Annotated in this window: 26 protein-coding genes and 2 pseudogenes; 12 read left to right on the top strand and 16 right to left on the bottom strand. The window is 69.6% G+C overall.

Annotation, left to right across the window (positions count from 1 at the left end; all coding sequences use genetic code 11):
* Position 1: 1 nt before the first annotated feature.
* Positions 2-2,626 (bottom strand): ADP-ribosylglycohydrolase family protein, encoded by a 2,625-nt coding sequence (locus ACFYXB_RS39415; RefSeq protein WP_389589816.1) that lies wholly within the window; start codon positions 2,624-2,626, stop codon positions 2-4.
* Between the two features lie 698 nt (positions 2,627-3,324).
* Positions 3,325-3,666: a hypothetical protein gene (locus tag ACFYXB_RS39410; RefSeq protein ID WP_389589814.1), complete on the bottom strand. Its 342-nt coding sequence runs from the start codon at positions 3,664-3,666 to the stop codon at positions 3,325-3,327.
* Positions 3,667-3,802: 136 nt separating this feature from the next.
* Between ACFYXB_RS39410 and ACFYXB_RS39405 the strand changes: the two genes are divergently transcribed.
* Both ACFYXB_RS39405 and ACFYXB_RS39400 read left to right on the top strand, forming a co-directional pair.
* Positions 3,803-4,465: a response regulator transcription factor gene (locus ACFYXB_RS39405; protein ID WP_389589813.1), complete on the top strand. Its 663-nt coding sequence runs from the start codon at positions 3,803-3,805 to the stop codon at positions 4,463-4,465.
* 47 nt (positions 4,466-4,512) lie between these two features.
* A complete protein-coding gene (locus ACFYXB_RS39400) occupies positions 4,513-6,066 on the top strand; it encodes a sensor histidine kinase (RefSeq protein WP_389589832.1) in 1,554 nt (517 codons plus the stop codon).
* A gap of 56 nt (positions 6,067-6,122) precedes the next feature.
* On the opposite strand, the pseudogene ACFYXB_RS39395 reads toward ACFYXB_RS39400, so the two are convergent.
* Positions 6,123-6,221: pseudogene (locus ACFYXB_RS39395) on the bottom strand (GntR family transcriptional regulator); the annotation flags it as partial.
* A gap of 1,079 nt (positions 6,222-7,300) precedes the next feature.
* On the opposite strand from ACFYXB_RS39395, the gene ACFYXB_RS39390 reads away from it, so the two are divergent.
* From ACFYXB_RS39390 to ACFYXB_RS39380, 3 genes are all read left to right on the top strand, one after another.
* Positions 7,301-7,984, top strand: a complete 684-nt coding sequence (locus ACFYXB_RS39390; protein ID WP_389589812.1) for an RDD family protein — start codon at positions 7,301-7,303, stop codon at positions 7,982-7,984.
* A gap of 82 nt (positions 7,985-8,066) precedes the next feature.
* Positions 8,067-8,795, top strand: coding sequence for a hypothetical protein (locus ACFYXB_RS39385; RefSeq protein WP_389589811.1), 729 nt, complete (start codon positions 8,067-8,069; stop codon positions 8,793-8,795).
* A gap of 396 nt (positions 8,796-9,191) precedes the next feature.
* Entirely contained in the window at positions 9,192-9,959 is a 768-nt protein-coding gene (locus ACFYXB_RS39380) for a hypothetical protein (RefSeq protein WP_389589809.1), read from the top strand.
* Between the two features lie 176 nt (positions 9,960-10,135).
* On the opposite strand, the gene ACFYXB_RS39375 is transcribed toward ACFYXB_RS39380, so the two are convergent.
* The 7 genes from ACFYXB_RS39375 to ACFYXB_RS39345 form a co-directional block, all read right to left on the bottom strand.
* Complete coding sequence (locus ACFYXB_RS39375) at positions 10,136-10,354, bottom strand: hypothetical protein (RefSeq protein ID WP_389589808.1); 219 nt, start codon at positions 10,352-10,354, stop codon at positions 10,136-10,138.
* Positions 10,355-10,473: 119 nt separating this feature from the next.
* Positions 10,474-10,914 (bottom strand): hypothetical protein, encoded by a 441-nt coding sequence (locus ACFYXB_RS39370; RefSeq protein WP_389589807.1) that lies wholly within the window; start codon positions 10,912-10,914, stop codon positions 10,474-10,476.
* The gene (locus ACFYXB_RS39365; RefSeq protein WP_389589806.1) at positions 10,875-11,147 is read right to left on the bottom strand and encodes a hypothetical protein; all 273 of its coding nucleotides are present in this window, start codon (positions 11,145-11,147) and stop codon (positions 10,875-10,877) included. The genes ACFYXB_RS39370 and ACFYXB_RS39365 overlap by 40 nt, the downstream gene beginning before the upstream one ends.
* A 236-nt stretch (positions 11,148-11,383) precedes the next feature.
* A complete protein-coding gene (locus ACFYXB_RS39360; protein WP_389589805.1) occupies positions 11,384-11,947 on the bottom strand; it encodes a hypothetical protein in 564 nt (187 codons plus the stop codon).
* A complete protein-coding gene (locus ACFYXB_RS39355) occupies positions 11,944-12,498 on the bottom strand; it encodes a hypothetical protein (protein ID WP_389589804.1) in 555 nt (184 codons plus the stop codon). Before ACFYXB_RS39355 ends, ACFYXB_RS39360 begins: the two co-directional genes overlap by 4 nt.
* A 176-nt stretch (positions 12,499-12,674) precedes the next feature.
* Positions 12,675-13,067, bottom strand: a complete 393-nt coding sequence (locus ACFYXB_RS39350) for a hypothetical protein (RefSeq protein ID WP_389589803.1) — start codon at positions 13,065-13,067, stop codon at positions 12,675-12,677.
* A 1,011-nt stretch (positions 13,068-14,078) separates the two neighbouring features.
* Positions 14,079-14,684: a TetR/AcrR family transcriptional regulator gene (locus ACFYXB_RS39345; RefSeq protein ID WP_389589801.1), complete on the bottom strand. Its 606-nt coding sequence runs from the start codon at positions 14,682-14,684 to the stop codon at positions 14,079-14,081.
* Positions 14,685-14,799: 115 nt separating this feature from the next.
* Between ACFYXB_RS39345 and ACFYXB_RS39340 the strand changes: the two genes are divergently transcribed.
* The 5 genes from ACFYXB_RS39340 (at position 14,800) to ACFYXB_RS39320 (ending at position 20,787) form a co-directional block, all read left to right on the top strand.
* Positions 14,800-16,293 (top strand): APC family permease, encoded by a 1,494-nt coding sequence (locus ACFYXB_RS39340; protein ID WP_389589800.1) that lies wholly within the window; start codon positions 14,800-14,802, stop codon positions 16,291-16,293.
* A gap of 6 nt (positions 16,294-16,299) precedes the next feature.
* Positions 16,300-17,178, top strand: coding sequence for a carbon-nitrogen hydrolase family protein (locus ACFYXB_RS39335; protein WP_389589799.1), 879 nt, complete (start codon positions 16,300-16,302; stop codon positions 17,176-17,178).
* A gap of 439 nt (positions 17,179-17,617) precedes the next feature.
* Complete coding sequence (locus ACFYXB_RS39330; RefSeq protein ID WP_389589797.1) at positions 17,618-18,166, top strand: RNA polymerase sigma factor; 549 nt, start codon at positions 17,618-17,620, stop codon at positions 18,164-18,166.
* Positions 18,166-19,104, top strand: a complete 939-nt coding sequence (locus ACFYXB_RS39325; protein ID WP_389589796.1) for a hypothetical protein — start codon at positions 18,166-18,168, stop codon at positions 19,102-19,104. Before ACFYXB_RS39330 ends, ACFYXB_RS39325 begins: the two co-directional genes overlap by 1 nt.
* Before the next feature lie 1,077 nt (positions 19,105-20,181).
* A complete protein-coding gene (locus ACFYXB_RS39320; protein WP_389589794.1) occupies positions 20,182-20,787 on the top strand; it encodes a hypothetical protein in 606 nt (201 codons plus the stop codon).
* A gap of 308 nt (positions 20,788-21,095) precedes the next feature.
* Here the strand turns inward: ACFYXB_RS39320 and ACFYXB_RS39315 are convergent, their stop codons facing one another.
* Positions 21,096-22,304 carry a serine/threonine-protein kinase gene (locus ACFYXB_RS39315; protein WP_389589792.1) on the bottom strand — a complete coding sequence of 403 codons (1,209 nt, stop codon included), beginning with the start codon at positions 22,302-22,304 and terminating at the stop codon, positions 21,096-21,098.
* Between the two features lie 367 nt (positions 22,305-22,671).
* Between ACFYXB_RS39315 and ACFYXB_RS39310 the strand changes: the two genes are divergently transcribed.
* A complete protein-coding gene (locus ACFYXB_RS39310; protein ID WP_389589790.1) occupies positions 22,672-22,899 on the top strand; it encodes a hypothetical protein in 228 nt (75 codons plus the stop codon).
* Positions 22,900-23,361: 462 nt separating this feature from the next.
* On the opposite strand, the gene ACFYXB_RS39305 is transcribed toward ACFYXB_RS39310, so the two are convergent.
* The gene (locus tag ACFYXB_RS39305; RefSeq protein WP_389589789.1) at positions 23,362-23,526 is read right to left on the bottom strand and encodes a hypothetical protein; all 165 of its coding nucleotides are present in this window, start codon (positions 23,524-23,526) and stop codon (positions 23,362-23,364) included.
* A 185-nt stretch (positions 23,527-23,711) separates the two neighbouring features.
* Between ACFYXB_RS39305 and ACFYXB_RS39300 the strand changes: the two genes are divergently transcribed.
* On the top strand, positions 23,712-24,056 hold the full coding sequence (locus ACFYXB_RS39300) for a hypothetical protein (protein WP_389589787.1): 345 nt from the start codon (positions 23,712-23,714) through the stop codon (positions 24,054-24,056).
* Positions 24,057-24,083: 27 nt separating this feature from the next.
* Here the strand turns inward: ACFYXB_RS39300 and ACFYXB_RS39295 are convergent, their stop codons facing one another.
* From ACFYXB_RS39295 to ACFYXB_RS39280, 4 genes and pseudogenes are all read right to left on the bottom strand, one after another.
* On the bottom strand, positions 24,084-24,425 hold the full coding sequence (locus ACFYXB_RS39295) for a tyrosine-type recombinase/integrase (RefSeq protein ID WP_389589785.1): 342 nt from the start codon (positions 24,423-24,425) through the stop codon (positions 24,084-24,086).
* Positions 24,426-24,720: 295 nt separating this feature from the next.
* On the bottom strand, positions 24,721-25,161 hold the full coding sequence (locus tag ACFYXB_RS39290; RefSeq protein WP_389589784.1) for a VOC family protein: 441 nt from the start codon (positions 25,159-25,161) through the stop codon (positions 24,721-24,723).
* Positions 25,162-25,572: 411 nt separating this feature from the next.
* Positions 25,573-25,968, bottom strand: a complete 396-nt coding sequence (locus ACFYXB_RS39285; RefSeq protein WP_389589782.1) for a hypothetical protein — start codon at positions 25,966-25,968, stop codon at positions 25,573-25,575.
* Between the two features lie 324 nt (positions 25,969-26,292).
* A pseudogene (locus tag ACFYXB_RS39280) lies at positions 26,293-26,697 on the bottom strand (tyrosine-type recombinase/integrase); the annotation flags it as partial.
* Positions 26,698-26,982: the final 285 nt, after the last annotated feature.

Below are 26,982 nucleotides of genomic sequence, written 5' to 3'. Positions count from 1 at the left end.
GTCACCAGCCGGGGTAGCGGTTCCACCAGTGCCGGTCCCAGCCGCTGGTGTACTCGGTGCCGCCCGGCCGGTCGGTGAGCTGGGCGACGAGGTCGCGGGCCAGGGTGTCGAGGACCCAGGCCAGTTCGTGGCGGCTCACCAGGTCGATGGGCAGCGCCTCGGCGCCGTGCACCGCTCCGAGCAGCGCACCGGTCACGCAGGCGACCGAGTCGCCGTCGGGCGCCTCGGCGGCGAAGCGCAGTGCGGCACCGAGGTCGGCGCGGTCGGGGAAGGAAGCGGCGACATACAGGCCGCCGAGGAGTGCCGACGGCGCGGTGGCGTCCGGCGCGAGCCGTGCGAGCCGTCGGGCGTCCGCGGGATGGTCCTGGCCCTGACGGAGTGCTGCCGTGAGTTGGCTGTGCTCGGTGTCAGTGAGGTCCTCGTCGAGGGAGGGCAGGGCGGACAGCCCCGCCTGCAGGGTGTCCTGGACCCGTTCGCCAGTCAGGCAGTGGCTCAGGAGCACGGTCGCGTGGGCTGCTGCGGACTGCGCGGCTCTGTCGCCGTGGGTGAGCGCGGCGATCTCGCGGGCCTGTCGGACCCAGTACCCCGGGTCTCTCCCGGCGACGGCTACGGCGAGTGGGAGGGTGCGGGTGAGCGCGTGGCAGCCGCGGCTGGTCGTCGTCGGCCTGTCCATGGTGCCCTGCTCGATCTTGGACAGGGCGGCCACGGTTGCCGGTGCGGAACCACGCCGTTCGGCCAGCACGGGCACCTGGGCGAGCCAGCCGTCCGGCGTGTTGTTTTCCCATGCCCAGCGCCGCGCCTCGATCCCCTGCAGGGCGGCCCACCGGCAGTAGGCGTGCCACACCACCGATGGGGGATGGCAGATGCCCTTGTGGTCGCCGCGCACGAACGCGCGGATCGTTCCCTCGGCGGTGAAGCAGGCCAACTGGGTGCTGACCCGGGCCTGCAGCGGGCCGTCGGCCGGCAGCTTGCCCCGGGCGGCGCCCAGCGTGTCGCCCAGCGCCAGGCCGAGCAGCATCCCGCGCGCCCGGGACGCCGCCCCCTTCTCCTTCAGGAACTCCCTACGCTGCTCCTGCTCCTGCTCCTGCTTCGGGTCACGGCCCGGCCCCGGCTCCTCCAGCAGCTGCTCCAGTTCATACACCGCGTCGTGCATCTCGGGGTGCGCCTCGAGATGCCAGCCGCCGGTCAGCGCCCGGCGCAGGTCCTTCAGTGCGGTCTTGGGGTCGGCGCCGGTGGCCAGGTGGCTGTAGATCGCGGCGACGGCCGGGGTGCGGCTCTGCCCGGCAAAACAGTGGAGCAGGACCCGCTTGTCCTCCTGACGCAGCCGTTGCACCTGGCGGGCGGCCTGGTCCAGTACGTAGTGGAGGTTGGCGTTTTCTCCTTGGCTGTCCACCAGCCAGACCCGGACGTGCTCGACGTCGGCACCGGGCAGGATCGGGTCCGTACCGACCCGGCACAGCGAGACCACGGCGTCGACGGGGACCGGCTCTCCGGCCTGGGTCAGGGCCAGGTTGCCCAGAATCACCCCGGGGTCGTGCGGGTGGGGTATGGCGAAGCTGCGGTGGTTGCCGACGGCCATGCGCGGCGCCGAGGGCCAGCCCTGGGCGTCATCGATCCCGCCGCGGGCGGTGAGCACCGCGAGGCGGACCAGGTCGGCCCCGCTGAGGCCGGGCCAGCCGTGGACGGCCTGCTGCCAGGCCAGCGGGATGCCGGAGCAGCCCCACCGTGCGCCGAGCAGGGCGCCCGCGATCGCCGCGACGGTGTCGGTATCCGTCCCGGCCCGCACCGCCGCCTCCAAGGCGAGGCGCAGATGCTGGGCGGGGAAGCTGCCCTCGGCAGGGCTCAACTCGGGCACGGCGGTGCGGGTGATCGCCGACCAGGCGGCCTGGAGCGCGTGAACGACCCAGCCGTTGTTGCCGAAGTGGTGCGGCGCCTTGTCCTCCGCCTCATCGAGCCGCTCGGCCCACATCGCCCGGCGCTCCGCGGGTATCAGGTCCAAACCGGCGCGCACGCCGTCGAACGTGCCCTCAAGCACCGCGGTGCGGATGCCGGAGCACCACAGCACGCAGGCGTCGGCGCAGTCCGGATCCGGGTGGGTGAGCGCACTGACGGCGATGGCGGCCTCGGCCATCGCCGCGACGTCGCTCAGGTGGGTCAGGGCGACGATCCCGGTGCGCATCAGCGAGCCGTTCCCGGCGGCGCGATCGGTGCCGGCGGTGAAGCTGCGGGCGGCATCCAGCAGCGCCGCGCCCGGCACTCCGCCGGCCCGGCCGGCGGTGCCCAGGACGGTGCGGGTCTGCGAGCCGACGTCACTGGAGCCGCCGCTCAGCCAGCCCTGGAAGTTGGCGGCGATCGCGTCAAGGGCCTCCGGGGTGCGCAGGTCCGCCCCGGTGGCCGCGACCTGGGCGATGCACACCTGCATCTGGGTGTCGTCGGAGTACTCGCCGGGCTCGTACGGTCCCAGGCCGCCGCCGATCATCCGCGGCTGCTGGTCCTCGCGCAGCCGCGTCTGGAACTCGTAGGGCACGCCCAACGCGTCGCCCACGGCCGCGCCGAGCAGCACGCCGGCGGCCCGGTCCGTGCCCCGCGCGTCCAAGGCAAACTGCGGGGTACGGGCTTGGGCCATGGAGTCTCCATAAGGTGCGGCGGCGCGCGCAGGCGGGCCGAGCGGTGGCGTGCGGGCAGCGATCCCAGGCGCAAGCAGCCTGGGTGGAGCAGTCGCGACGAGAGGCCGAAAGGGCTGTCTCAGCGACAGTTTGATGTTGAGTCAGCTTGGCACGGCACCCCATTTATCGTCAATAAGACAATACGAAGTACTTGCCGAGGCAATCGCCGACAACGCCCCTGGGAGCCCGACACCGAGGCGACCATCCAGGCCGCAGCCGCAGCCGACGTTGGCAACGACGACCAGACCGAGCCCGCGCCCGCACCGCAGGCCCCGGCCGACGAGCTCGCCGCCAAGCGGATCCGCCGCCCCAAGGTCGACTCCGCGGCCGCCGACAAGCCCAAGCCGCGCCCGGCCCGCAAGTGCACCGCCGCCAAGCCCGCCGCGGCCAAGCCGGCCGCCGCCAAGGCCGCCGACGCCGAGCCCAAGCCGCGCCGCAGTCGGGGCAGTTGGTGAGCTCGGGTTCGGTGTTGGGTTCGGCGTTGGGTTCGGTGTCCATGGGTGTCCTGGCGGTATGGGTCGGGCCGCCCACCTGGTGGGGTGGGCGGCCCGGCCCTCCTACTCGATCATGTGGTCAACTGAGCAAGCCACGGCGGGATGTCCGGCAGGTCACCGTCGTCGCTTCCGTGACCGCGGCGCCCGCCGTGGTCGTCGCCCGGTCAGTCGTCGCTGCTGGTGCGGTTGCCGCCGTGGTCGTCGCCCGGTCGGTCGTCGCTGCTGGTGCGGTTGCCGCCGTGGTCGTCGCCCGGTCGGTCGTCGCTGCTGGTGCGGTTGCCGCCGGCGGCCGGCGTCGCGGACTGCGGTGAGCGGCGGTTGCCGCCGTGGTCGTCACCCATGTCGTGGCCGGTGTGACGCCCCGTCGCACTCGGCGCCGCCGACGCCGCCGTGCCGCTCCTGTCGTCGGCCCCGCCGCGGCCGTCCCCGCTGGTGGCGAACGCCGAGTAGCCGCCGGCGGCCAGTATCGCCGCCGCGACGGCGGCGATGGTGATGTTGCGCTTCATGACCTTGCCTTCCCGGCCGGTACTGTGCCCGGCCTGTGTCACGTTGGTGCCGTGACGACAATCTGGCGTGCGCAGGCTGAAGGCAGGCTGAAGCGAGCTGAAGATCCCTTCAGGTTCCATTTGGGAGGCTGGGCACATGCGCGTGCTCATCGTGGAAGACGAGAAGCGGCTCGCGGTCTCGCTGGCGAGGGGACTGACGGCCGAAGGGTTCGCCGTGGACGTCGTCCACGACGGGCTCGAAGGGCTGCACCGGGCCGGCGAGGGGGTGTACGACCTCGTCGTGCTCGACATCATGCTGCCCGGCATGAACGGCTACCGCGTGTGCTCCGCCCTCCGCGCCGCAGGGAACGACGTGCCGATCCTCATGCTCACGGCCAAGGACGGCGAATACGACGAGGCCGAAGGCCTCGACACCGGCGCCGACGACTACCTGACGAAGCCGTTCTCATACGTGGTGCTGCTCGCCCGCGTCAAGGCGCTCCTGCGCCGCCGCGGGGCCGCCGGCGCCTCCCCCATCCAGCGCATCGGCGCGCTGGTCGTCGACACCTCCACCCGCCGCATCTTCCGCGAGGACATCGAAGTAACGCTCACCGCCAAGGAGTTCGCCGTGCTGGAACAACTCGTCGTGCGGGCCGGGCAGGTGGTCGGCAAGCCCGAGATCCTGGAGCACGTCTGGGACTTCGCCTACGACGGTGACCCCAACATCGTCGAGGTCTACATCAGCGCGCTGCGCCGGAAGCTCGGCGCGGCGGCCATCCAGACGGTGCGCGGTGCCGGGTACCGGCTGGTCGCCGCGTGAGACTCCCCGGACTCCCGCACCGTCCTTTCGCGTCCGTCCAGTCCAGGATGTCGCTCGGCGCGACGGCGGTGGTGGCGATCGCGCTGGTGGCCGCCGGGATCGCGGTGCTGGTCTCGCTCCGCACGAACCTCACCGGGCAGGCGCAGACGCAGGCCGACGACACCGCCCGCAGGGTCGCCCTGACCATCGCGACGAGGAAGCCGGATACCACTCTGTACACGCGGCTCCGGCTGCCCGAGGACGCGCCCGTGCAGGTGACCACCGAGGACGGCCGACTGCTCGCGGCCAGCAAGGACTTGGAGAAGATCAGCGGCACGGGCGTGGCAGCCGTGAGTGTGCCGCGCCCGCCCGCCGCCGCGCCCCCAAGCCCGTCCCCCTCCCCCTCCCCCTCCCCGTCCCCCTCCCCCTCCCCGTCGCCGTCCCCCTCCCCGTCTCCCACGGCCGGGGACGACGACAGCGGCGGCGACCGGCACGGCCGGGGCCGGGGACGCGGTTCCGACGACACGAGCGGCGGCTCCCACTCGGCGTCTCCCACCCCGAACGACGATCCGGCCGCCGGCACGATCGCCAACACTGTCCGGCACGGCGCGGGGCGCGCCACCCTGGGCGGCCGCACCGCCGACTACCGTTTCGCGACCGTCAAGGCCACCGACCGCAGCGGCCGGACAGTCGTGATCCACGCGGGCGCGTCCCTGGCCGCCGAGAAGGGCGCCGTCGCGACGACGGCCGTGGCGATGCTGGCCGGACTCCCGGCGCTCCTGCTGGTGGTCGCCGGCGCCACATGGCTGGTCACCCGGCGTGCCCTCGCCCCCGTGGAAGGCATCCGGCGCGAAATGGCAGCCATCACCGCCTCCGAGGACCTCTCCCGGCGCGTGCCGGAGCCGGCCACGCGCGACGAGGTGGCGAGGCTGGCCCGCACCACCAACAGAACCCTCACGGCCCTCGAGGCGGCCGTAGAGAGGCAGCGCCGCTTCGTCGCCGACGCCTCGCACGAACTACGCAACCCCATCGCCTCGTTGCGAACCCAGCTGGAGGTGGGCTCGGCGTATCCCCAACTGCTCGACCTCTCCGGCGCGGTCGAGGACACGGAGCGGCTGCAGCAGCTCGCGGGCGACCTGCTGCTGCTCGCCCGGCTGGACGCGGGGGAGCGGCCCGCGTGGCGGCGGGTCGACCTGGGCGAACTCGTGCACGAGGAGGTCCGCCGGCGCGCCGGCGACCGTATCCCGGTGACGGCCGACGCCGAGCCGCTTTGCGAAGTCAACGGCTCACCCGGTCAGTTGGCCCGGGTGGTGGGCAACCTCCTCGACAACGCCCAGCGGCACGCCCGCGGCGAAGTGACCGTTTCCGTACGGCGGCAGGGCGGCCGGGTCGTGCTCACGGTCGGCGACGACGGCGACGGCGTGCCGGAGTCCGAACGCGAGCGGATCTTCGAGCGGTTCGTGCGCCTGGACGACGCGCGCAGCCGCGACGACGGCGGTGCCGGGCTGGGCCTTGCCATCGCCCGCGACGTGGCGCAGCGCCATGGCGGCACTCTCACGGCCGGCGTCTCCCGGTCCGGCGGGGCGCTCTTCGAACTGTGCCTTCCCCCGGCGCGGCCGTGATCCGCCCCACTCTTCGCCAGCTGCGGGATCAACTTCCCGTACCGAGCAGGGATCTACGACGTCGAGTGCGCGACGATGCCGTGCCGGTCGCGATACACACGACGTCGCCTGATCACATCCGAGCCAGGCTCGATGTCCAGTGCCTGGGCCACGTCTGACCCGAATCCGCAGGTAGTGGCTACGGTCGATGGCTGATACAGCGACAGGTGCACTCCAGGTTTGAGAAGATCGGGGTTCCTACACCGTGACACCATGTCGCATCCCCGGTCTTGAGTGCCATGCGCCCTGCCGAGTAGCGCACGGCTCCGGAGCGCGTAGCCGATTCGCTGGTCACATGTGCTGTGACCTGCATGTTCCATGATCAGATCCGTCGGCAGAGTGCCTTTGTATCGCAAATAGTGCGTGACCGGGCGGGGGTGTGCCCGTCATCAAACGTGGGAGCGCGCTGCGTCAGAGTGGGCTGCAACATGATCAGAGGCGGACGGTCCGTGCTCCGGCACGGGGCCGTCACCCCTACCCAGTCACTGTTGAGACCGGGGGACAGTTACGGTCGCCGGCACCTCACCATCGCGCGCGAAGTGGGACAGTGGGACACCATCCGCTGAGCCCTGTCCCATCTCTTTTCACAGGTCAGCGTGCCTAGTGGGACAGTGGGACGGCTGGCAGCCTCGTCACCGGATCCGTAGGCACGCTTGGCTCGCAGAGGCGCCGACGAGTCTGACCGTGGCAGGTGATCCCAACTCGGCTTCCCCGACCTTCGCAACTTCGCGGTCATTCATGGCGATTGGGGTTCCCCGGGATGTGGTGGGAGGTGGCGGCATTCGTCGCCAGCAGGCACCACTCTCGGAGCCACCGCGTCTCGGGGCCGTCACCGGCCTTCGACGTTTCGCGTCGGCTGCCGTCGCCGTCTCCCCGCCGTCGGTGAAATTCCTGAACACGGGTTGACTGCTCCCCGCACAGCGGAGAGGATCTTCACATCTTCTACACGGCAGCGGACCCCCCAGCGCGCCACGAACCATTGACCCTGGAGTCCGGATTGCCCTGCCCTGCTTGCGGAATGCCGTCACGCCACGCCGCCGACCGGTTCTGCGCCGGTTGCGGGGCTCCAGTCGCTCCTCCGGCACAGGCGCCGCCCGTGGGGACGATACCTCCGCCCCGGCCGTGGAGTCTGAGCAAGGACAGCGGCGACGCGACTCCGCCACCTTGGAGGGCAGCCCCCCCGCCGGGCGCTCCCGTGCCGGCGCCCTGGGCCTACACACCTCACGCCGGCACCCAGCCCGGTGAGGGCCTCGGTGCCGGTGCCGGCAACGCGGGGGATCCCTCGGCCACTCCCGTGGGCCCCGGAGCGTATGGCGGCGTCGGCTCGTACGGCGGCCCGGCCTCCGGCCAGTGGCACGTACCTCCTCCCAGGGGCGCGGCGTACGGCTTCCCCACCTCCCCGCAACCACCGTCCGGCAGTGGATTCCTCACCGGAACGGCCTGGTTCGGCCCGCCGCTGGCGAACTGGGGACAGCGGGCGGGCGCACTCCTCATCGACTACCTCGCTGCGATCGTGCCGCCGTTCATCCTGTTCGCCATCGGTATTGCCTCGGCGCAGACGCTCGGCGCCGGAGTGGTGCTATTCCTGCTGCTCGGCATAGCCTGGTTCTTCGGGTATGTGATCTACCAGGTCGTCGGTGAGGGACGCACTGGGCAGGGGCTCGGCAAGCGGGTGGTCGGCATCCGTGTCGTTCGCGAGAGCGATGGGCAGCCCCTCGGGGTCGGCCAGGCCTTCGGCCGCCAGCTCCTGCACATCATCGACTACCTCCCCGCGGTCGTGATCGTCATCCCTCTGGGCTACCTGTGGCCGCTGTGGCACAACAAGCGACAGACCTGGGCCGACATGGCGCTCGGCAGCGTCGTGGTGTCGGACCGGTGACACCATGAGTCAGTTCGTTCGATCTCTGTACTGTGCCCGCTGCGGCCAGGCGGGCATCCTCGCACCAGGCCAGCCTTGCCCGGTGTGCGGCATCACGCATTGGCTTCCCGACTTCGGCCGCATCGACCAGGTCGGCCATCCGGAGGCGGCCCTGGAGACATCGCTCGCCCAGTTGCGCGGGGAGCAGTCCGCTGCCGAGGCGACCGCCCGCGTGCTGGCCGACCCGTACGCACCGGACGGCTCTCCCGTCTCCATTGCCCGCTCCATGCTTTACGGCTGGCCTCAGGACGACCCGCCGCTGCACATCTGCGGCGCCAACCTGCTGGCCATGAAGACCACCGCCGGCCCGCTCCGAGGCCTCTTCGGCGCGGTAACCGTCCCCCTCGGCCCGGCCGCCGTCACGCTCGGCGCCGGCCAGGCCGGACAGCAAGCCGACCGGCAACAACTCTCCCCAGTGGATGCCGGTGCCATGCTGCTGAGCCTCGGCACGATTGCCTATTTCGGACGCATGCAGCGCTGGTCGATTCCGGCGGGGGAGTTGCTGGGCTTCCAGCCGCAGCAGATCGCCCCGCAGGTCGTACGAGTGGTCCTGCACACCGCGCATGCCGCGCAACCGACCACAGTGGACGTCCTGCACGACGGGCACTCCCCCAATGCGGCTTTCTACCTCGAATGGGCTCAGGCCCATACGAACAACCGGCTTTCCGAGTTCGAGCGGCGGCTCGACGCCCAATTGGCCGCCCTCCGCACCGCCAACACCGATGCCCGGGACCGCTATGCGGCCACCTCACCGGTGTACCGTCCGAAGTGAGCCAGACGGGCGGCCCAGCGACCGTACGCACCTTCGTCATGCCGGCCTTCGGGGCTCCTTCCCGGCACACCCTCGTGGCCGCGGACCGACTGCAGCCGCTCAATTACCGGCAAGCTCCTGGCCTGACGACCCCGAGCGCCGCCCACGCATTGCGTCACCGAACCCCGACCGCCGGGCGCGCACCGCAGGCTGGCCCCGCGACTGGCAGCGGCCGGTTTGCTCCCTGCGGAATCCCGGATTGGCCCGTGCCCCCGACATGGCCGCTGCGCTGTGTTCAGCAGCCCGACACCTTCCACGCCCCAACCCGCCAGCGGTGGTTCTTCTACTGCCACACCCGAACACCACCCCTCGCTCGTCGGCGCCGGGAAGGCGCCCCTCCTCTCCTGGACAAGCCGTATGGAAGACAACGAGATCGACCTTGCCACCGTCCGCGCCCTGTTCCCCACCTCAGAGACCAACGCAGAAGGGGACCTGGGCACCGACGGCGTACTCGACGAATGGCTGCAGCAGGGATACGACATCGCGTTGTACCGCGCCACCGATCACCGCCTGCTTGCTCGCCCCACGAACCCCGCCGGGCACACGCCGGGATGGCTCATCGGCCCCCGCTACGGCAAGGCCCAACTGGAGTCCCTCTACATCAATCCCCACCCCATCGAAGCCGTGGAGACGGCAACGGCCTGCCCGCCCGACGGCCACGCGGACGAGAACAGCGGCGAGGCGACGCCGGCAACCGAAAGCCACCCCGGGCCGGAATTTCACATTGCCGACCCCTTCGACTTCCAGGGAGCGGCCAATGCCTACATCAGCCAGGCCGATGACGGGGAATACGAGATCGAGTTGATCGATGAGGGGGGGTTGCCCGGGTGCTCCACCTATATGGAGACCCTGTCGTTCCGCCTCCTCCCCGCCGCAGCACCCTCCAGCCCCCAAGCCGAACAGGATGCGCGCGTTATCGAAGCGGCGACCGCTGAGCTGGCTGACCACGGATACGCGCCCACATCCACCTGGACAGGCAGCACCGGCAGCTTCACGGTAAAAGTCGGCATCACCGACTGGGGGATGGACCGCCTATGGGAGCTGCTCTACGCGACCGATCCCTCAGCGGACGAAGACGACGAAGACGACCAGGAAGCTGAAACGGAAGAAGCCGAAGAGGGGTAGCACCATTTTCCGACGTCGGCGTATCCGGTAAGCGCCCGGGCACCCCTTGCGTCAGGCCAGCGTGGGCCACGTGGTCGAGGAGGTATGCAGCCACGCTACGAGGCGGGCTTACTCGTCAGGCTTGGATGGGCTGCGGGAGCTGCCGCTGTTCGTGACCATGGAGGGCGCGGCCGGAGTCAGTCCTCCTCGCCGCCGAGGGTGAGACGGAGGGTGGCGGCTCGGGCCAGGACAGCGTCGGTGTCGTCGCTGCCGAGGCCGCGGAGCAGTCCGCCGAGGTCGTGGAGGGCGGAGACCAGGGCGGGGCGATAGACGCCGGGTTCCTGCGCGGCGAGCTGCTCGTAAGCGGACACCACTTGGCCCTGCTGCTCGAGGGCCAGCGACTGGCGACTCGGCAAGTCCCCCTCCGACTACGGATGAAGAGCCGGGCCCTGTCCGAGGGCCCGGCAGTCCCGAACACCCTCACCGACGGAACCGCGCCGACGCAGCTGGTCCTCGTCGGCGACGGCACTGAACATCAACAGGCAGGGCCGATCGCAACCTGCACCTTCTTCAGGCGCGCGGCCGGGATCGCATCGGCGTTGTAGCCCGGGTTATCGCTCGCCCATGCCGCTTCGGCGCAGTCCCCGGCTTCAGTCGGCGACGTGTGCTGCAGCAACTGGAACGTGGTCTCGCAGGTCACCAAGTTGTAATTTCCCAGGACCACCGCGTTGTCGGGTACACCGCGGGCCTTCGTCCAGACGATGACGTCACGTGTAGGCGAGCATTTCTTGGCCGACCGTGACGGTTTCGGCTTGGCCGCCTCGGGTCCGCTGTGAGCGTGCGCAGCCGACGAGCTCTTGCTCTTTGTGGGCGGCGGGGACGTGGCGTGCGCAGACGCCGATGTGGCGTGCCCGGCGCTGCCTCCGCAGGCGGCAGTCAGCAGGATGGCGGCAATGGGCAGGAAGAAGCGACGCACGAGGCCCCCTGACGCAGGGCGGTTCGCTGTTCGAGGGCGGCCAGGACGGCGAGTTTCATGGTTCGCCGCAGGGTCGGCTGGCCGACCAGCAAGCAGGACAGCGGCGAGTCCTGGTCCATGGCCGTGTTGGTCAGCATCCGGATGGCTTCGAGCTGTTCGTAGGACAGCAGGTGGGCCTCGCCCCGCACCAGGCGAACTTCGACCCGCTCCGGGTCGACCTCTACCGTGAGCACAGCACCTCCGCGCGCTACACAGCCCTCCCGGCGCTCGGCCAAGAGATACCGGGAGGGCCTTTCACATGCCCCTCGTCGGTAAGGTGCCGCCCCAAATCTGCACCTCTTCGTCGGCAGGCACGCTTACCGATCTTGTCGGCGCAAAGCTGCCCAAAGTGTCACACTCGTAGGCATTTTCAATGACGCCTAACACTGCGTCCCGCCCAACCCGAGGCGGTAGCCGGGCCGAACGCTCCCTACGCCGCCGCCCACAACGGCGGCGTTGGAAGGCTGAAATGGCGCGCGAGAACCCCCACCGTTACCGCGCCGTCCTCGTTGAAGCCCGGCTCCGTCTCATAGCGCGGCGTTTCCCTGCCCACCAGGCCCGCCTCCAGCAACTCTCGGAGCAGAAGGTCTGCCATCGCACCGCCCCGCCGCGACTCCCTGCGGGCGCCCAGGTTGAGGTACAGCTGCTCGAAGCCACCGCGGTGGTAGGCGAACTGGAACGGGTGTTGCGGGCAGTGCGGGACCGCGTAGCTCTGGCCATGTGGGCACTCACACGCCGGCGTGGACGCCAGGAACACGGTCTCCGTCTTATCTCCCACCAGGTCCACGAAGCGGTACCCCGTGATGTCCCTGGCCAACTCCTCCGCGCCCTGCCCGTACGGCGCCGCATAGGCGTCCTGCAGCACCCACCCCCAGCCGCCGTCCTCACCCACGGCCCGTGCCGGTCGCCCCGAATCCGTCAGGATCCGCTGCAGCAGGCCGGTATCCATGCCCCGGCAGAACGTGGCGAACGTGTCCGAAGGCAGCCAGCTCACCCCACCACCTCCGCAGCCAGCGGCGGCGACGGCAGGCCGAAGGCGGCCGCTATCGCCCGTACCAAGCGGTCGTCGTCGTCATAGTGATGGTCGAAGCAGTCGTGTCCGTCCTCGTCCTCCATCTCGCAGTACGCGTCCGGGCCTATCAGCCCGGCGTCCAGCAGCTCGGCCGACAGATGGTCCGGGTTGTCCCCCACCCGCTGGCCCAGATCCTCGAAGCTGAAGTGCAGCACGCACCGGCCGTCCCGGTAGTAGGTGAAGTCGGGCGAGTGGGCCTTGGCGCTGCACGGCTCCACCACGAACGCCACCGCCTCTGCCCCGTCCTCGCACAGCGGCCGATAGTCCACCGGGTCAAAGTCGTTGGTCTCCGGGGCGAAGGTGTCGTGCACCGCCCAGGTCCACCCGTCGGCCGACCCGGTCTCCAGCACCTGACGCCGCAACCCGCCGAGCCCTTCGGCGACGGCGTCGGCGGGCAGCCCGCGGACGAAGACAAGATTCACCTCATGACCCGGATACGACTCCCCGAGCCGACTGTCGATCCAACTCTTCATACCAGCACCCTAGGTGCCCCCACCGACAGCCGAACGACGGCCCATCACCGCGACGCTCCCCCTCCAACTGCGCACCGGAGCTGCCCCGGGGGCACCGAGATTGAGCGGGAAGTGCGAGCGGATGCCTCCCGAAGACCGAGACTGCCCCAGATCCAGCAAGATTGGACACCGGACCCTCAAAAGCCGGGCGGACCCGCCCCATCGACCTCCGCCATGTCATGGGTGGGGAACAAGAGCAGCACGGTCCATAGACCGACGGCGAGGGGCACCGTGATGTTGCCGGCGATGGTCTTGCTACCTGCCGAGCAGCTGACAGGGAGCCGCACTTCGGCCTGCTGGAAGGTGTAGCTGCCGCCGCTCTTGGCGCCCTGCACGCGGAAGTGGTACCCGGCGGCTATCCAGTCCCCGGGGTGGATCTGAAGGGCGCCTTCCATCGATCCGGAGACGCTGATCGGCGTGGCTTGGGCTATTCCGGTCATGCTGAGGCTGAGCGTCGCGGTGGCGCAGGTGACCACGGCTGTGGTGGCCGCGATGGCGCCCAGCCGTGAGTGTCCGGTGGTGCGAGTCATACCGCTAGACCCCCAACGGGAGGGTGAGGCATCAGAAGACGGGTGGGGGGTGGGATGCCATGGTGTGAGAGGGATGCCTGCCCAGGCGCGGACCGGCCCCGGCTGTATGGCCGCCGGAGGCGTTGAACTACCGGTCCCCGGGCGAGGCGGCATCACTGTGTCGGACCCAGTTCTGTCTCAGCGGTAACTCCTGTTGCCCCGGCCTGCCCTGGAACGCGGTGCTCACATGGGCCGTCGCCCGTCACGCACGTGGTCCGGCGGGGCATATCGCGTGCCGATCACAGCACGACGGCTTCGAGCGGACTGGCGAGGGCGACGTGGCGCTGCCCCGCTGGTGACCGAGGCATGTGGAGGTTTCGCATCCGACTTGCGACTGTGGTAAGTGTGCGTTTCTACAAGGGTGTTGGCCTCGCAACGGTCCACCACCATCTGTGACATTGCCGCCTCAGTACACGCTGGAGAGAGTGACCCGATCATGAGGGTCAACGGGCCCGCCCTCTTGGGGGAGGTACGCGGGCGCCGACGTGCAGGGGCAGGCCCGCTCCCCCCGTGACGGGCCTGGCGCTGCTCGCAAGGGCCGAGGCAGGCCCGTTTCCCCCCGTAACCGGCCTGCCTCGGCTCGCAAGGGCCGGCCTGGGCGCCCAACACGTGGCAGGGCGCCCAGGCCACTTCGGTGGGCTGGGTGGCAGGGGCCGCTCTTCAAGCTTGCGGCAGCGTCGCCGGGTCAGGGCCCGTAGCCGTCCGGCTCCCACCCCTTTGCCTCACGCCCGTTGATGGCGCTCGTTGAAAATCCCCACCCCTTGCTCAGGGTGGAGACACACCTGCTCGGTCGATCTCCCCACCCACCGAGGCGTTGGCCTGGAGGCACGTCGGGCATGCGAGGGCTTGCCGCCGGCGGCGTGCCTGGGCTGGTTCACCGGTGGGCTGGGTGAGATCGGTCGGCTGTGGGGGCCCGGAGCCGGGCAGCGGGCCGGGCCGCGGCTCGATCGCGGCGATGGTGCTTGGCCGTTGTTATGGGTGGCTGGCCAGGTCGTGGCCGGTGACGGCGCGGGCGTAGGCCCGCAGGGCGGTGACGACTTCGGTGCGGGTGCGGCGGCCGGCCAGGATCTCCATCTGGTAGCCGTCCTCCATGGCGACGAAGCTCGCCGCGAGGAGGCGGGGCGGGTCCGCCAGGGCGAAGTGCCCCTGGGCCTGTCCCAGCATTAGCACGCCGTAGTAGACCGCGATCTGACGTTCGGTCAGTGAGCTGTCGAGGGCGGCTGCTTTCGCGTCGCGCAGGCAGCGCGGCCAGTACTCGAAGAGCAGCCGCGTGAGCGTGTCGTCCGGCCCGGTGGCCGGGCCGTGGTCGATGCAGGCGCGGAGCCGGTCGCGGGCGTCGGTGAAGCGTTCGGCCGCCTGCTCCCTTTGCTGGCTGTAGCGCTCGATGGCCTGCCGGTAGGTGTCGTGGACGAGCGCGTCGAGGTCGCCGTAGTAGAGCACGGCCGCGGGTGTCACCCCGGCCTCCTCGGCGATGTCGCGCAGGCGCAGCCCCTCCAGGCCGCGGACCAGCAGCGCCCGCTGCACGGCCGCGCTCAGCTCTACCCGGCGGGCTTCCTTGCCCTTCTTCCCTGCCGCCATGACCTCCCTTTCTTTCATCTCACGTTCAATCGTATCGGCCCATCTATTGACGGGCGAGACGGGTAGTTCTTAAATCCGCGTTTAACAACTGTCGACCCGTCCCCCGGGAGCCCTCGTGACAATCAACCCCACCGACGTCGAGGCCAGACCCTCCCCCCGGAGCAAGGGCCTGGCGTCCGATTCGATCGGCCTGCTGTCGATGGTCTCCCTCGGCCTCGCCTCGGTCGCCCCGGCCTACAGCATCACCGTCACCCTCGGTCTGGTGGTCCTCTCCGTCGGCCACCTGGCACCAGCCGCACTGCTGATCGGCTTCGTGCCGATCCTCTGCACCGCCTACGCCTTCCGCGAGCTCAACCGGGTGATGCCAGACTGCGGCACCAACTTCGTCTGGATCACCAGATCCTTCGGCCCCTGGCTCGGCTGGATCTTCGGCAACTGGATCCCGCAGGTCGCCACGGTCATCGCGATGACCGCCCTGGCCCAGGTCGGCGCGATCAACCTGCTCTCACTCCTCGGTCTGAGCGGCCTGGCCGCTCAGACCCTGCCTGTGACCTGCCTCGGTGCCGCGCTCATCGCGCTGGTCACCGCCGTCGGCTACCGGGGCGTCCAGCTCTCCGCCGCCGTGCAGACCGCCATGGTCGCCCTGCAACTGGCGGCCCTGATCGGGTTCGGCATCGCCGCCGTCGCCCGGCACGGCGCCAGCGCTCCCAGCCCCGCCTGGCTGAACCCCTTCGGCTTCCACGGCAGCGGGCCGTTCGCCGAGTCCGTGCTGCTCTGCCTGTTCATCTACTGGGGGTGGGACGCCGCGCTGACCGTCAACGAAGAGTCCCGCGACCGCACCCGCGCCCCGGGGCGGGCCGCCGTCATCTCCACCCTCGTCCTGCTCAGCACGTACCTCTTCACGGCGGTCGCCGCGCTCAGCTTCGCCGGGACCGGAGCCAGGGGCCTCGGGCTCGGCAACCCGCACAACGCCTCGGACGTCCTGACCACCCTCGCGCCAGCGGCCCTCGGCGGGCCGCTGGCCAAGGTGGTGCAGCTCGCCGTCACCCTGTCCGCCGTCGCCGCCCTGCTCACCTGCATCGTGTCCACCGCGCGCCCCAACGTCTCGGTGGCCGTGCACGGTGCGCTGCCCAAGACCTTCGCCCGGGTGCACCCGCGCTTCCACACCCCCACCGTCGCCACCGTTTTCACCGGCGTGCTGTCGGTCGCACTGCTCGCTGGGCTGAGCTACGCGGCGCCGTCCTTCCTCAGCGACGCCGTGCTCTCCATCGGCCTGCTCGTCTGCGCCTACTACGGCGCCACCGCCTTCGCCTGCGTCTGGCACTTCCGCGGCGAACTGCGCACCTCCGCACGAACCTTGGTGTTCCAGGGCGTGCTCCCGTTCGCGGGCGGCCTCATGATGCTCGCCGCCTTCGCCCGCAGCACCGTGGACATGATCCAGCCCGGTTACGGCAGCACCTCGATCGGCGGCGTCGGCGGCGTGTTCCTGCTCGGCGTCGGCTCGATCGTCCTCGGCCTTCTTGTCACCGCTGTGATCCGGCTCCGCTTCCCGGACTTCTTCCGCCACGGACGCCGTACCGTCACCGACCTCATCGTCACGGAGGACTGAACCACTGTGCGCACGCTCGCCATCGCCGCCGTCCAGACCCGACCGGTCGCCCACGACCCCGAGGCGACCCATGACCGCTTCCGGGAGCAGGTCCTCGCCGTGCGCGACCTCTTCCCGCACGTCCAACTCGTCGTCGTACCCGAGCTACTGCTCGCCGCCGAGCCACCGCTGCTGGAGAGCAGGGACGGCTGGATGCAGGAGGTCGCCGTGCCGGTACCCGGGCCGCTCACCGACCGCTTGTGCGCCCTGGCCCGGGAGACCGGGCTGTGGCTGGTGCCCGGCTCGGTCTTCGAACGCGCCGAGGACGGGAAGATCTACAACACCGCCCTCGCCATATCCCCCGAGGAGGGCATCGTCGCCCGCTACCGCAAGGTCTTCCCCTGGCAGCCCTACGAACAGGCCTCTCCCGGAAGCGAGTTCACCGTCTTCGACATCCCCGGCGCCGGGCGCGTCGGCCTCGCCATCTGCTACGACGGCTCCTTCCCGGAGACCATGCGCCAACTCGCCTGGCTGGGAGCGGAAGTGGTGATCCAGCCGACCTTGACCACCACCCGGGACCGAGAGATGGAGCTGGTCTGCGCACGCGCCAACGCTTGGACCAACCAGCTTTACGTCGTCAACGTCAACGCCGCCGACCCGGCCGGCGTCGGCACCAGTGCCATCGTCGACCCTGAGGGCATCCTCCGGCAGCAGGCGGGCCCCGGCGAGGAGATCCTCATCGACGTCCTCGACCTGGACACCGTCACCCGCGTCCGCGCGTTCGGCTCCGCCGGGATCAACCGGCCCTGGGCCCAGCTCGCCCGCTACGGCGCCAGGATCGAGCTACCGATGTACGGCGGCACATTCCACACACCGCACTGGCTGAACGACGAAACCTCACAGTAGCCGCGGACGAGCCAAGCCGACACTACCCACCGTCACTACCCGGCGACCGCCACGTCGCCGGGTACTCGCACGTGCTTCCCGACCCCCACTCTCCCCACACCGTTGACCAGCTCAATCAAGTAGAGAACGAGAGCACGGGCGGGGAATTTCGCGGATTCTCATCACCGTGTGGGAATCCTGGCCAGTGCCGATGCGGGGCACTGAAGATCGTTCCCCCTGTGCAAGGTGAGGGTTACAGGTCAGGCAACGCGTGCGTGGCGCAGGGTGGTCCGGCCGTCCGGCCTCGGCACGACGCGCATGACAACGGGCTGAACCTTAAACGCCAGGAGCTGGAGCCCTTCCGGGCCGCCTGAAGACGTCCGCACGAGTCTGCGCTCTCCGGTCTGGAAAGACGCGACATAGTCTGCAACGCCCGGTGCCCACGCGACAGGAGAAGGGTGTGGATGCCGAAACGCGTTTTCGCGCGCTGTTTGACAGCGCCTATCCGGCGCTGCGCCGCTACGCCCGCAACCGGGGGCTGGCCGGCGTGGACGGGGAGGACCTCGTCGCCGGAGCACTGGAGATCGCCTGGCGCCGGATCGACGATGTGCCCGTCGACGACCCGCTGCCCTGGCTCTATGTGGTCGCGCACAATCTGTGGCGCAACCAGACCCGCAAGGACCGGCGCAGGAGCGAGATCCTGGCCCGCTTCCCGGCCTCGCCTCCGGCCTCGGGCGATCCCGCGGACCTGCCTCATGACGCCCTGCGCGCAGCCCTGGAATCACTGAGCGAGGACGACCAGGAGGTGCTGCGCCTGATCGCCTGGGACGGGCTCACCCCCGCCCAGGTCGCGACCGTCATGGGCTGCACGCCGGTGGCCGCCCGGAGCCGACTGCACCGGGCGCGCAACCGGCTGGCGGAACGGCTTGGTCTGGATCCCCGGGTGCAACAAGCGGGGCCGGCGCGACAGAAGCAGGGTGACGATACCGACCTCAAGGAGGTTTCCTGATGACTCCCCTCGACGACGACCTGCTGAGCGCGCTGAGTGCCGCCCGGCCGGTCCAGCAGGAGGAACCCACCGCTGCCTCGCCCGAGGCCCAGGCCATGCTGACCAGGATCTTCGGTACGGAGACGGTTCCGCGGCGCCGCAGGCGGCGTTGGATGATCGCCGCCCCGGCAGGGGTCGCCGCCGCGGCGGCAGTGGCCGTCGGCCTCGTCTGGGCACCCGGCAAGCCCGCTCCGCATACCGCGCCTCCGGCGTCCCCGACCGATTTGCGCACCGCCGTCCTCGCCGCCTTCGAGGACGTGTCCGGCAGCATGTCGCACGCCGTGGTGACCTGGACGGTGCCCGGCAGCCCCAAGATCACCTTCGAGAGGTGGACCTACCCCGGGACGGCCAAGCCTGGCCAGTTGCGTCGCATCCGGCAGCTGGAGCGGGTGAACGGCTCACCCAGCCAGGACGTCGAGACCATCTACACCGTCCCCGGCGGCAGCGCCGCAGGGCGGACCAAGGTCCTCGTCAAGGGTGAGCTCATCGACATCGAATACCAGACCCGCAGCTGGTCAAGGCAGAAGAACACCGAGATCAACGCGGCCGACGACGCGTGGCCGGCACCTACCACACCCGACGAGATCCGCCAGCAGATCGCCGACGGCCACTTCACCGTCAAGGGCAAGGTCTCCCTCGAGGGACGCGCGGCCATCGAGTTGACCTGGTCGCCGGCCCCTCAGACCGTCTCCCGCCTGTGGGTCGACGCGAAGACCTACCTGCCGCTGAAGTCCAGCTTCGACGGCAAGGCCGGCCGCCTGGGCGACGAATACAACTCCAGTGTGGTGACCGTATACGACATCCTTCCGGCCACCGACGCCAACCTGGCCCTGCTCAAGCCGCCGATCCCGGCCGGATTCAAGGAGACCGCAGCCCCGACGACACCAGCCGGCGGCTAACCCCGCCGAACGGGCGACCACGCCCCATTCATCTCGGGGCCGCGCGGGGTGGTCGTACGGCAGGGCACTTGATCGGCTCTGCGAACGCACCGGCACAGCCTGAACTTGTCGTTTGTCCACCGGGTCGAAACGCGACTCGAACGTGGACGCTCACCTGGGCATTCGCCGGACAGACGGGCAGCCTCGGTCTGATCATGTGCTCCGACCAAGGACGCACGCATCCAGACCGGGGCCGCGGAAATCAGAGGTGCGTTTCTTCCTGCGATGACCTGCGCAAATGTCTGCGCAACAAGGTTGAATCGGCTGGCCTCGTGGGTGGTTGCAGGTCGATGAGCTGCACCGCGATGTCGCCGACAGCAGCAACCTGTCCCTCAAGGAGAAACGCACCCCACACCGACGCAGCGCCGGCGGTCAGATGTCTGTGGGACGCGGCCGATTGCCCTCGCGGCGGGGCGAGTTGGTCGTCCGGCGGCCTCTGTCAGTGGCCTGTGGCAGCATCCCGGCGCATGGGTGGGAGAGAGAACAGCGACGAGGCGTACGTGCTCGATCTGTGTGACGAGGTCCTCGGCGAGCAGGGCCTTCGGCAGCACCGGTTCGATTGGCTGCTCGGCGATGCAGGAGCCGCGGGGCGGCGGACCAGGCTGCCGGTCGACGGGTACTGGCCTGGGCACAAGCTCGTCGTGGAGTACCGCGAGATGCAGCACGACCAGGCCACGCCGTTCTTCGACAAGCCTGGGCGCCTGACGGTGAGTGGAGTGGAGCGAGGCGAGCAGCGGGCGCTGTACGACGGGCGACGCGACGCGGAGATCCCCGCTCACGGCCTGCGCCTGCTGGTGATCCGGCCCGCCGACCTGGACGCCAACAGTCGGGGCCGACTGCACCGGAGGGATCGCACTGGCGACCTAGAGGCGGTTCGCGGCCTTCTCGCCGCAGCACAGGGAACGGGCCCGTCGCCGCAGACCAGTTGGGCGAGCGACGAAGACAGGGTCGTCGACGCCTTCCATTGCCGGGTACTTCACTTGTCACGACGCCCCCCATCCGACCAAGCCAGGGTAGCGGTCGCCTGCCGAGGTCGAAGTGGTTGCGCCGGAGCAGGAGGCCTCAGTCAAGCCCGCCACCAAGGTCCCGGCCAAACAGGAACGGTTCGCCCAGGCCGCCGAGGGCCTCGTCGAGGTTGTCGAGGCGGCCGCCCTGGCGCTCGGCTTCGACAACGGCGAGGTGCTAGACCTGCGCATGGAGAGGGCCGCGATCCGGTTCCTCGGCGGCGACTACCGCCGGGCCCTGCCCGAGTTCGACGCGCTCGCCGGCGCCTTCTCCCGCACCGCCGGACCCACCAGCGAAAAGGCGCGCTCCTGTCGCGCCCAGGCCGCGCACTGCCGCGCCGAACTGGGCCAGGTGACGGTCGCCCTACAGGAGTTCGATGCCGTCCTCCGCCAGGTGCGGGCCGTGGACAGCGACGCCAGCGACGAGGCGATAGAACTGCGACGCGCCATCGGATTCCTGGAACTGTCCGAGGGACGACTCGTCGAGGCCCGGCGGATGCTCGAACCGCTCCACGACGACATGTGCGTGGTCTACGGCCCCGACGACGAGGAGACCGTGGAAATCGCCGAGGCCCTGGCGCGGATGAGTGCCGCGTGTCTGATGTGCATGGAGCCCCCAAGGCGTTCAGCGAGACCGTAGCGCGGTGCCAGCCCCCGCATGTAGGGGTCGAACGCGGCCCGTGCGCGCTCGTGTTGCCCGGCGGCGCCGTAATTCAGATGCTCACCTGAGGCGGACTGCCTACGGTGGACGCGTCCAGGTGCGCAGGTTGCGGCTACTTCTCCTGTCAAGAGGGAGACGCGGGTTCGAATCCCGCCGCCGGTTCGCCGGCGTCGTCTAGTGGCCGAGGACACCAACGTCGCCGCCGCCGACTCTGATCTCTGGACACTCGACACGAGCCGCTCGCCACGGGGGATCAGGCGGGCGGCTCCGGCGTGTCGAGCACCGGCTCAGTTGTCTGAACCCTTCCCCTTGCCGTGCTTGCCGTTCCCCTCGTGGTTTTCGCCGTCTCCATGGTCTTCCGCTGGAGGCGCCGTGGTGGACGGGACGGCATTCGGCGGCGTGCCGGCAGGCGTGTCGCTGACGGGCGCGGACGTGGCACTTACCGGCGTGGGCGAGACCGGCGACGAAGGGCTGTCGTCACCAGAGTTCAGCGATACACCGACGGCGGCGGCCGCAGCGAACAGGGTGATACCCGCGACGCCCAGCGCGGTTTTCGAGGACACCTTGCGGCGCTCACGCGGGCGGGAGTGCGTGGCGGGGGCGGCAGCGGGCGGTGGTGGTACGGACGGAGGGACGGGTGGAGCGGGCATGAGGGCGGTGCTGTTCGGCTCCGCCGGGGGCGGCGTCTGCTCCTGCGCGGCGAGCCAGTCGGCTGCCTGCTCAGCGGTGGGTCGATGCGTGGGGTCCTTGGCGAGCAGGTGCAGCAGGTATCCGGAGAGCGGCTGGGGTATCTCGGGGCGCAGCTGGGCGGGCGGCAGCGGGGTAGCGTCGACATGCTGCTGCACGACGGACAGCGAGGTCGCGCCGCGGAACGGAGCCTTGCCGGTGAGCAGTTCGTACAGCACGCAGCCGAGGGAGTAGACGTCGGAGGCGGGCTGCGCGGGGCGCCCCAGGGCCCGCTCGGGGGCCAGGTAGTCGGCGGTGCCGAGGATCTTGCCGGTGGCGGTCAGCGTGCTGGCGGCGTCGTCGGCGAAGCGGGCGATCCCGAAGTCGGTGATCTTTGCGGTGCGGTCGGTGGTGAGCATCACGTTGGCGGGCTTGATGTCCCGGTGGATCACTCCCTGGCGGTGCGCCGCGGACAGGCCCGCCGCTACCTGTGCTGAGATGGCGGCCGCCTCGTGCGGGGCCAGGACGCCGCGCAAGGACCGCTCCTGGGCCAGGCTCCAGCCCTCGACGAGTTCCATGACCAGGTAGAGCCGGCCGTGGTGGGAGCCGAAGTCGTACACGCTCACCACGTTGGGGTGGTTGAGGCGGGCCGCGGTCTGCGCCTCCAGGCGGAACCGCTCGGTGTCCGTCGTCTCTTCCGCCCGCAGGAGCTTGACCGCAACGGGGCGCCCGAGGACCTGGTCGGCGGCCCGCCACACCTCGCCCATCGCGCCGCGTCCTAGCAGTTCGTCCAGCTGGTAGCGGTCCGCCAGCAGCACCTGTGCACCCACCCCGACTCGCGACAACGTCCGGTCACCGCGAGACCCGAATTCTCATGATTGGTGATCATTTGGGTTGCGGCGTGCTCAGGTTACCGGGGTTTCCCGGCTGACCGGAGACCGCCCCGAAAAGGCTCGCACCGGGCAGGCAGACGACGGGGGGACGCACCTGCCTGACCCTGCGCGTGCGCACCCGCTCAAAGGGGGGAGCGAGCAAGACGGGACCCCTCGGTCCACTCCCTACAGCGCAACGGCAGGCGGCAGTGTCACACAGCCCAGTCCTGTCACGCTGATTCATCCCGGCCCAAAGCCCCGACGCTTTTGCGGGCGTGGGCTCTTGCCGTGTCATGCTGTGGCGGTTTCCGAAGGGGAGGATGCGATGACCGATACACCGCTGACGCACAAGCAGGCGCTCGCCGCGGTGATTCAGGCTCTCGGCGGCACCTGGGACACGCAGCGCGCCGTGCTGGCTCTGCGCGTTGCCGGGTACGAGCCGACAAGCGATGAAGCCGCGGGCAAGGAGGCCCGTCACAACCTGCGCGAACTCGCCGAGGACGGCTTGATCGTGAGATCGGACCCGGACCAGGCCGTCTACCGGCTCGCCTGATCGCTGAGTCCTCCGAGCCCCTCGCCCCCCCGCCGCCCGCCTCGCGCGGGCGGGCGGAGTGTCTACTTCCGTCGCGGCTGGCAGGGGGCCAAGCTCCTGACCTACTCGGCGAAGGCGGTACCCGCGAAGTGGAAGCCGTGTGGGCTCTGCTTCAACAGCCAGTCCTAACCCGCACGAGTCAGCCCACGCTGCCTTGGGCGGCGGAGCTTTCCTGTGTTTCAGGCTGTAAGCGGCGTATCCGCCAGCAGGCCGAGGAGAAACGCGCCGATCAAGAGTCCCGCGCAGATGCAGCTGCCGAGGAATCGATGCGCAGCCACAAGCCCAGCGACTGGCGACTCGGCAAGTCCCCCTCCGACTACGGATGAAGAGCCGGGCCCTGTCCGAGGGCCCGGCAGTCCCGAACATCCTCACCGACGGAACCGCGCCGACGCAGCTGGTCCTCGTCGGCGACGGCACTGAACATCAACAGGCAGGGCCGATCGCAACCTGCACCTTCTTCAGGCGAGCGGCCGGGATCGCATCGGCGTTGTAGCCCGGGTTATCGCTCGCCCATGCCGCTTCAGCGCAGTCCCCGGCTTCAGTCGGCGACGTGTGCTGCAGCAACTGGAACGTGGTCTCGCAGGTCACCAAGTTGTAATTTCCCAGGACCACCGCGTTGTCGGGTACACCGCGGGCCTTCGTCCAGACGATGACGTCCCGTGTAGGCGAGCATTTCTTGGCCGACCGTGACGGTTTCGGCTTGGCCGCCTCGGGTCCGCTGTGAGCGTGCGCAGCCGACGAGCTCTTGCTCTTTGTGGGCGGCGGGGACGTGGGTGGAGCCGCTGTCGGCGATCGGAGGGGTAGGCCTCCATCCGGACGCGCTGACCGTCGGCAAGGGCGTGGGCGGTGTCTCGCTGCTGCTGGACGAGGACCGCGAGCTGGGCCGCGAGTTCACGCAGGAGGAACTGGCGAGGATCGCCGAACTCCTCGGCCCATACACCGGCCTGATCCTGCCCTACCGGGACATGGACCTCGCCAAGCGGATCGCCCGCGCCATCGCCGAGCGCTTCCCATGCGTGGTGGACACCGACTGGTCCTTCTTCGGCAGCGGCGAGGAGTTCCTGGCCCGCCTGGACGCGGATCCGGACTGGGACTGGTGGGAGGACGGGGAGGGGTAGTGGGCAGTCGGAGTCGACGGAGCCCTACTAGGAGTCCGTATCACCACGCTCTTTGCGGATCATCGAGCCGAGCCGATCGGCGATCTCACGGTCACGGCCGTTGACCATGTGCTGATAGATCAGGGCGGCACGGGGTGTGCTGTGGCCCATCCTGGTCATCAGCTCCCGCAGGCTCGCGCCGGACGCGGTGAGGGTGTTGCCTGTATGGCGAAGATCGTGGAAGTGCACGTCTGCGGTGATGCCCGCCTTCTTCCGCGCGTTGATCCAGTCATCCCGGAAGTTGCTGCGCCGAAGTCGACCACCCTGCGGACCTAGGAAGACGTGACCGTCACGACCGGGGCCCGCGTAAGCGTCGAGGTGCTGCGTCATGTCGGGGAGAAGTTCGGTCGGGAAGGTCCACAGACTGCCCGACTCGCCATCAGCTTAATGGGCCATGATCACTCGCCCCATGGCAGCTCCCGCCCAAAGCCGCGGAGCCAACCGCGATCACAGCTGAGGGTCGTAGGCGATTTTGGGCCAATACTCTCGCGATCAATACGCCCCAATACAGCCAGAATTGCGAAGTTACCGCCATGTTAGTAAACGACTTCAGAGGTGGCGAGCCACCTCTCTCCGAGGTCCATCTCATGGCTTCCGTTCGGCTGCATGGTTCGGTTCCTCCTTCTCAGCGCAGTTGCTCGGCCAGTCCGATGATGATGCCCTCCGGGCCGCGGAGGTAGCAGAGCCGATAGCTGTCCTCGAACCGGGCGATCTCGCCGACGAGTTCGGCGCCGTGAGGGCGCAGGCGGGCAACGGTGTCCTCGATGTCGTCGACGGCGAACATGACGCGGTGCGTGCCCAGAATGTTGTGCGGCCGGTTGCGCGGCCCGGCGCTGATCACCGCGGGGCTGCGGTACTTCGCCAGCTCGAGCCGGCTGTGACCGTCTGGGGTCCGGACCATCGCGATGTCACAGCGGACGCCGTCGAGTCCGGTGCACTGGTCGGCGAAGAGGCCCTCGACCTCCGCCCTGCCCTCCAGCTCCATACCGAGTTCCACGAAGAACGCGATGGCGGCATCCATGTCCTCGACGACGATGCCGACGTTGTCCATCCGCTGAATCGCCATGCTGGTTTCTCCTTCTTCCTCGTGCGGCCGGTGGTGGCCGCTGATGTCCCTGGGACGGAGCCGGTGGCACGTTCTCGACATCCGCAGACCGCCGAACTCCGAAAAATCTGGATCGCGCCTCAGGTGAGATTCATCCGGATATACCCCAACCCACCGCCAGCACGATGAGAATGGCTCCCACGAAGGCCCACGCCGTGGTTGCTGCGCTGTGCGAGGTATAGATCAGAGCAGGCATGCTCAGCCAGATACCCGGCAGGAGCGGCCGTAGCCAGTGGACGTTGGCGCCCCCCTGTCGAATACGTGTCGAAGGCGCCGATCTATCGCGCTCGGCGTCCGTGGAACACCAGGTCAGGAGGGATGCGCCGACGATCACACCAGGCGCCTTCCAAGCGCCCCGTCACGCTGCTGAAGCTACGTACTGGGCCGTCCAACAGTCACATCGATGGCACGGGCATCCCAACCCGGCTTGTCCACCGCTACGCGAACGTTCCAGGCTCCTCGGTCCCCCAGCTGATAGACGAAGCGGGTGAGGCCTTCGACGTCGCCGACAGCCAGGCGTCCGTTGTCCAGGAGGAGTTGGCCGTCAAACACGGTAGTGAACGCAGGGTTGGCGCTGACGGAGTCGCCGAGGTCCTTGAAAAGGCGCACGCGGATGAGGTCCGACTGTGCCCGGACGCGGACCGCAACATGGGTGTCGCAGCCTGCTGCGTCAGCGTCGCCCAGCTCCAGGGAGATGGGAACCCAATCCGTCGCGCCCAAGTGCAGCACCGGGTGATTCACGTACACCTCGACACCCGAGATCTGCACCCGACGCCTCCACTGACCAGGTCGAACAGCCGACCAGAACCTAACCGATCAGCCGGACAAGAGCGAGTGCGAGAAGCGACTGCGCAGCGGATCCTGACGGCAGGAGATGACGGCAACAGAGCCGTACGTACGGGGACCTTGACGGTGGCGGGGAGACAGACTTGTGCCCCTCTAGTAGCAACGCGGCAGCGCGCATGCAGCCAAGAATGAACTCCTAAAGCGGGTGTCGCAGGTTCGAATCCTGCTGGGGGCACAAGGGAAAAGGCCCCGGACCGATCATGGTCCGGGGCCTTTGACATCAGTTGTTGCCATCAACGAGGGCGGTCACTCACTGCCGGGGCGCCTCTTGAGCAGCCGGCCCATGTGGCTGATGGCCTCGCGCTGCGTGTCCTGCACGACGTGCGTATAGACGTCCATGGTGATGCTGATCTGGCTGTGCCCGAGGATCTCCATCACGACGCGGGGCGCGACTCCGGCCGCTGTGAGGAGGGTGGCGGTGCCGTGCCGGGCGTCGTGCAGCCGGACGACTCGGATGCCGGCGGAGTCGGCGATGCGGGTGAAGGACCGGTAGACGTTCCGCGGCTCGACCTGGCGCCCGGTGCGGGTGGTGAAGACGTAGCCGGACTCGTGCCACTGCTCCCCCGCCTTGGCGCGTGCGGCCGACTGCCGCATCCGGTGCCAGCGAAGCGGGGCGATACAGAGCGCGGGCAGCGGAACGACACGACGACGGCAGGTCCACAGACAGCACGGTGGGCGAGCCCTCCTCATCGCGCGGCGAGCCCCGCCCCGTCGAGAACCATCGGGCGGTCCGACCATGCCGCCTGGCCGAGTTGCGGTCGCCCTGCCCTTCCGCTCAGTTCCGCCGCATCGGGTGAGAGTCCTCAGCTCGTGTTCCCCGGAGCGGCGTACAGGCATCGAGTCGGGGGCGGCCCCCGCCGGGGCTCAGGCGGCCTGGCCATGCCCGCGCGTGGTGTGCTTCTGAACGAGTCCGTGCTCGCCTGCGTAGTCCTGTAG

This window comes from Streptomyces sp. NPDC002619, assembly GCF_042889305.1.
Lineage (GTDB): Bacteria > Actinomycetota > Actinomycetes > Streptomycetales > Streptomycetaceae > Streptomyces.
The sequence above is the reverse complement of the archived record's forward strand: the minus strand, read 5'-3'. Positions and strand labels throughout refer to the sequence as shown.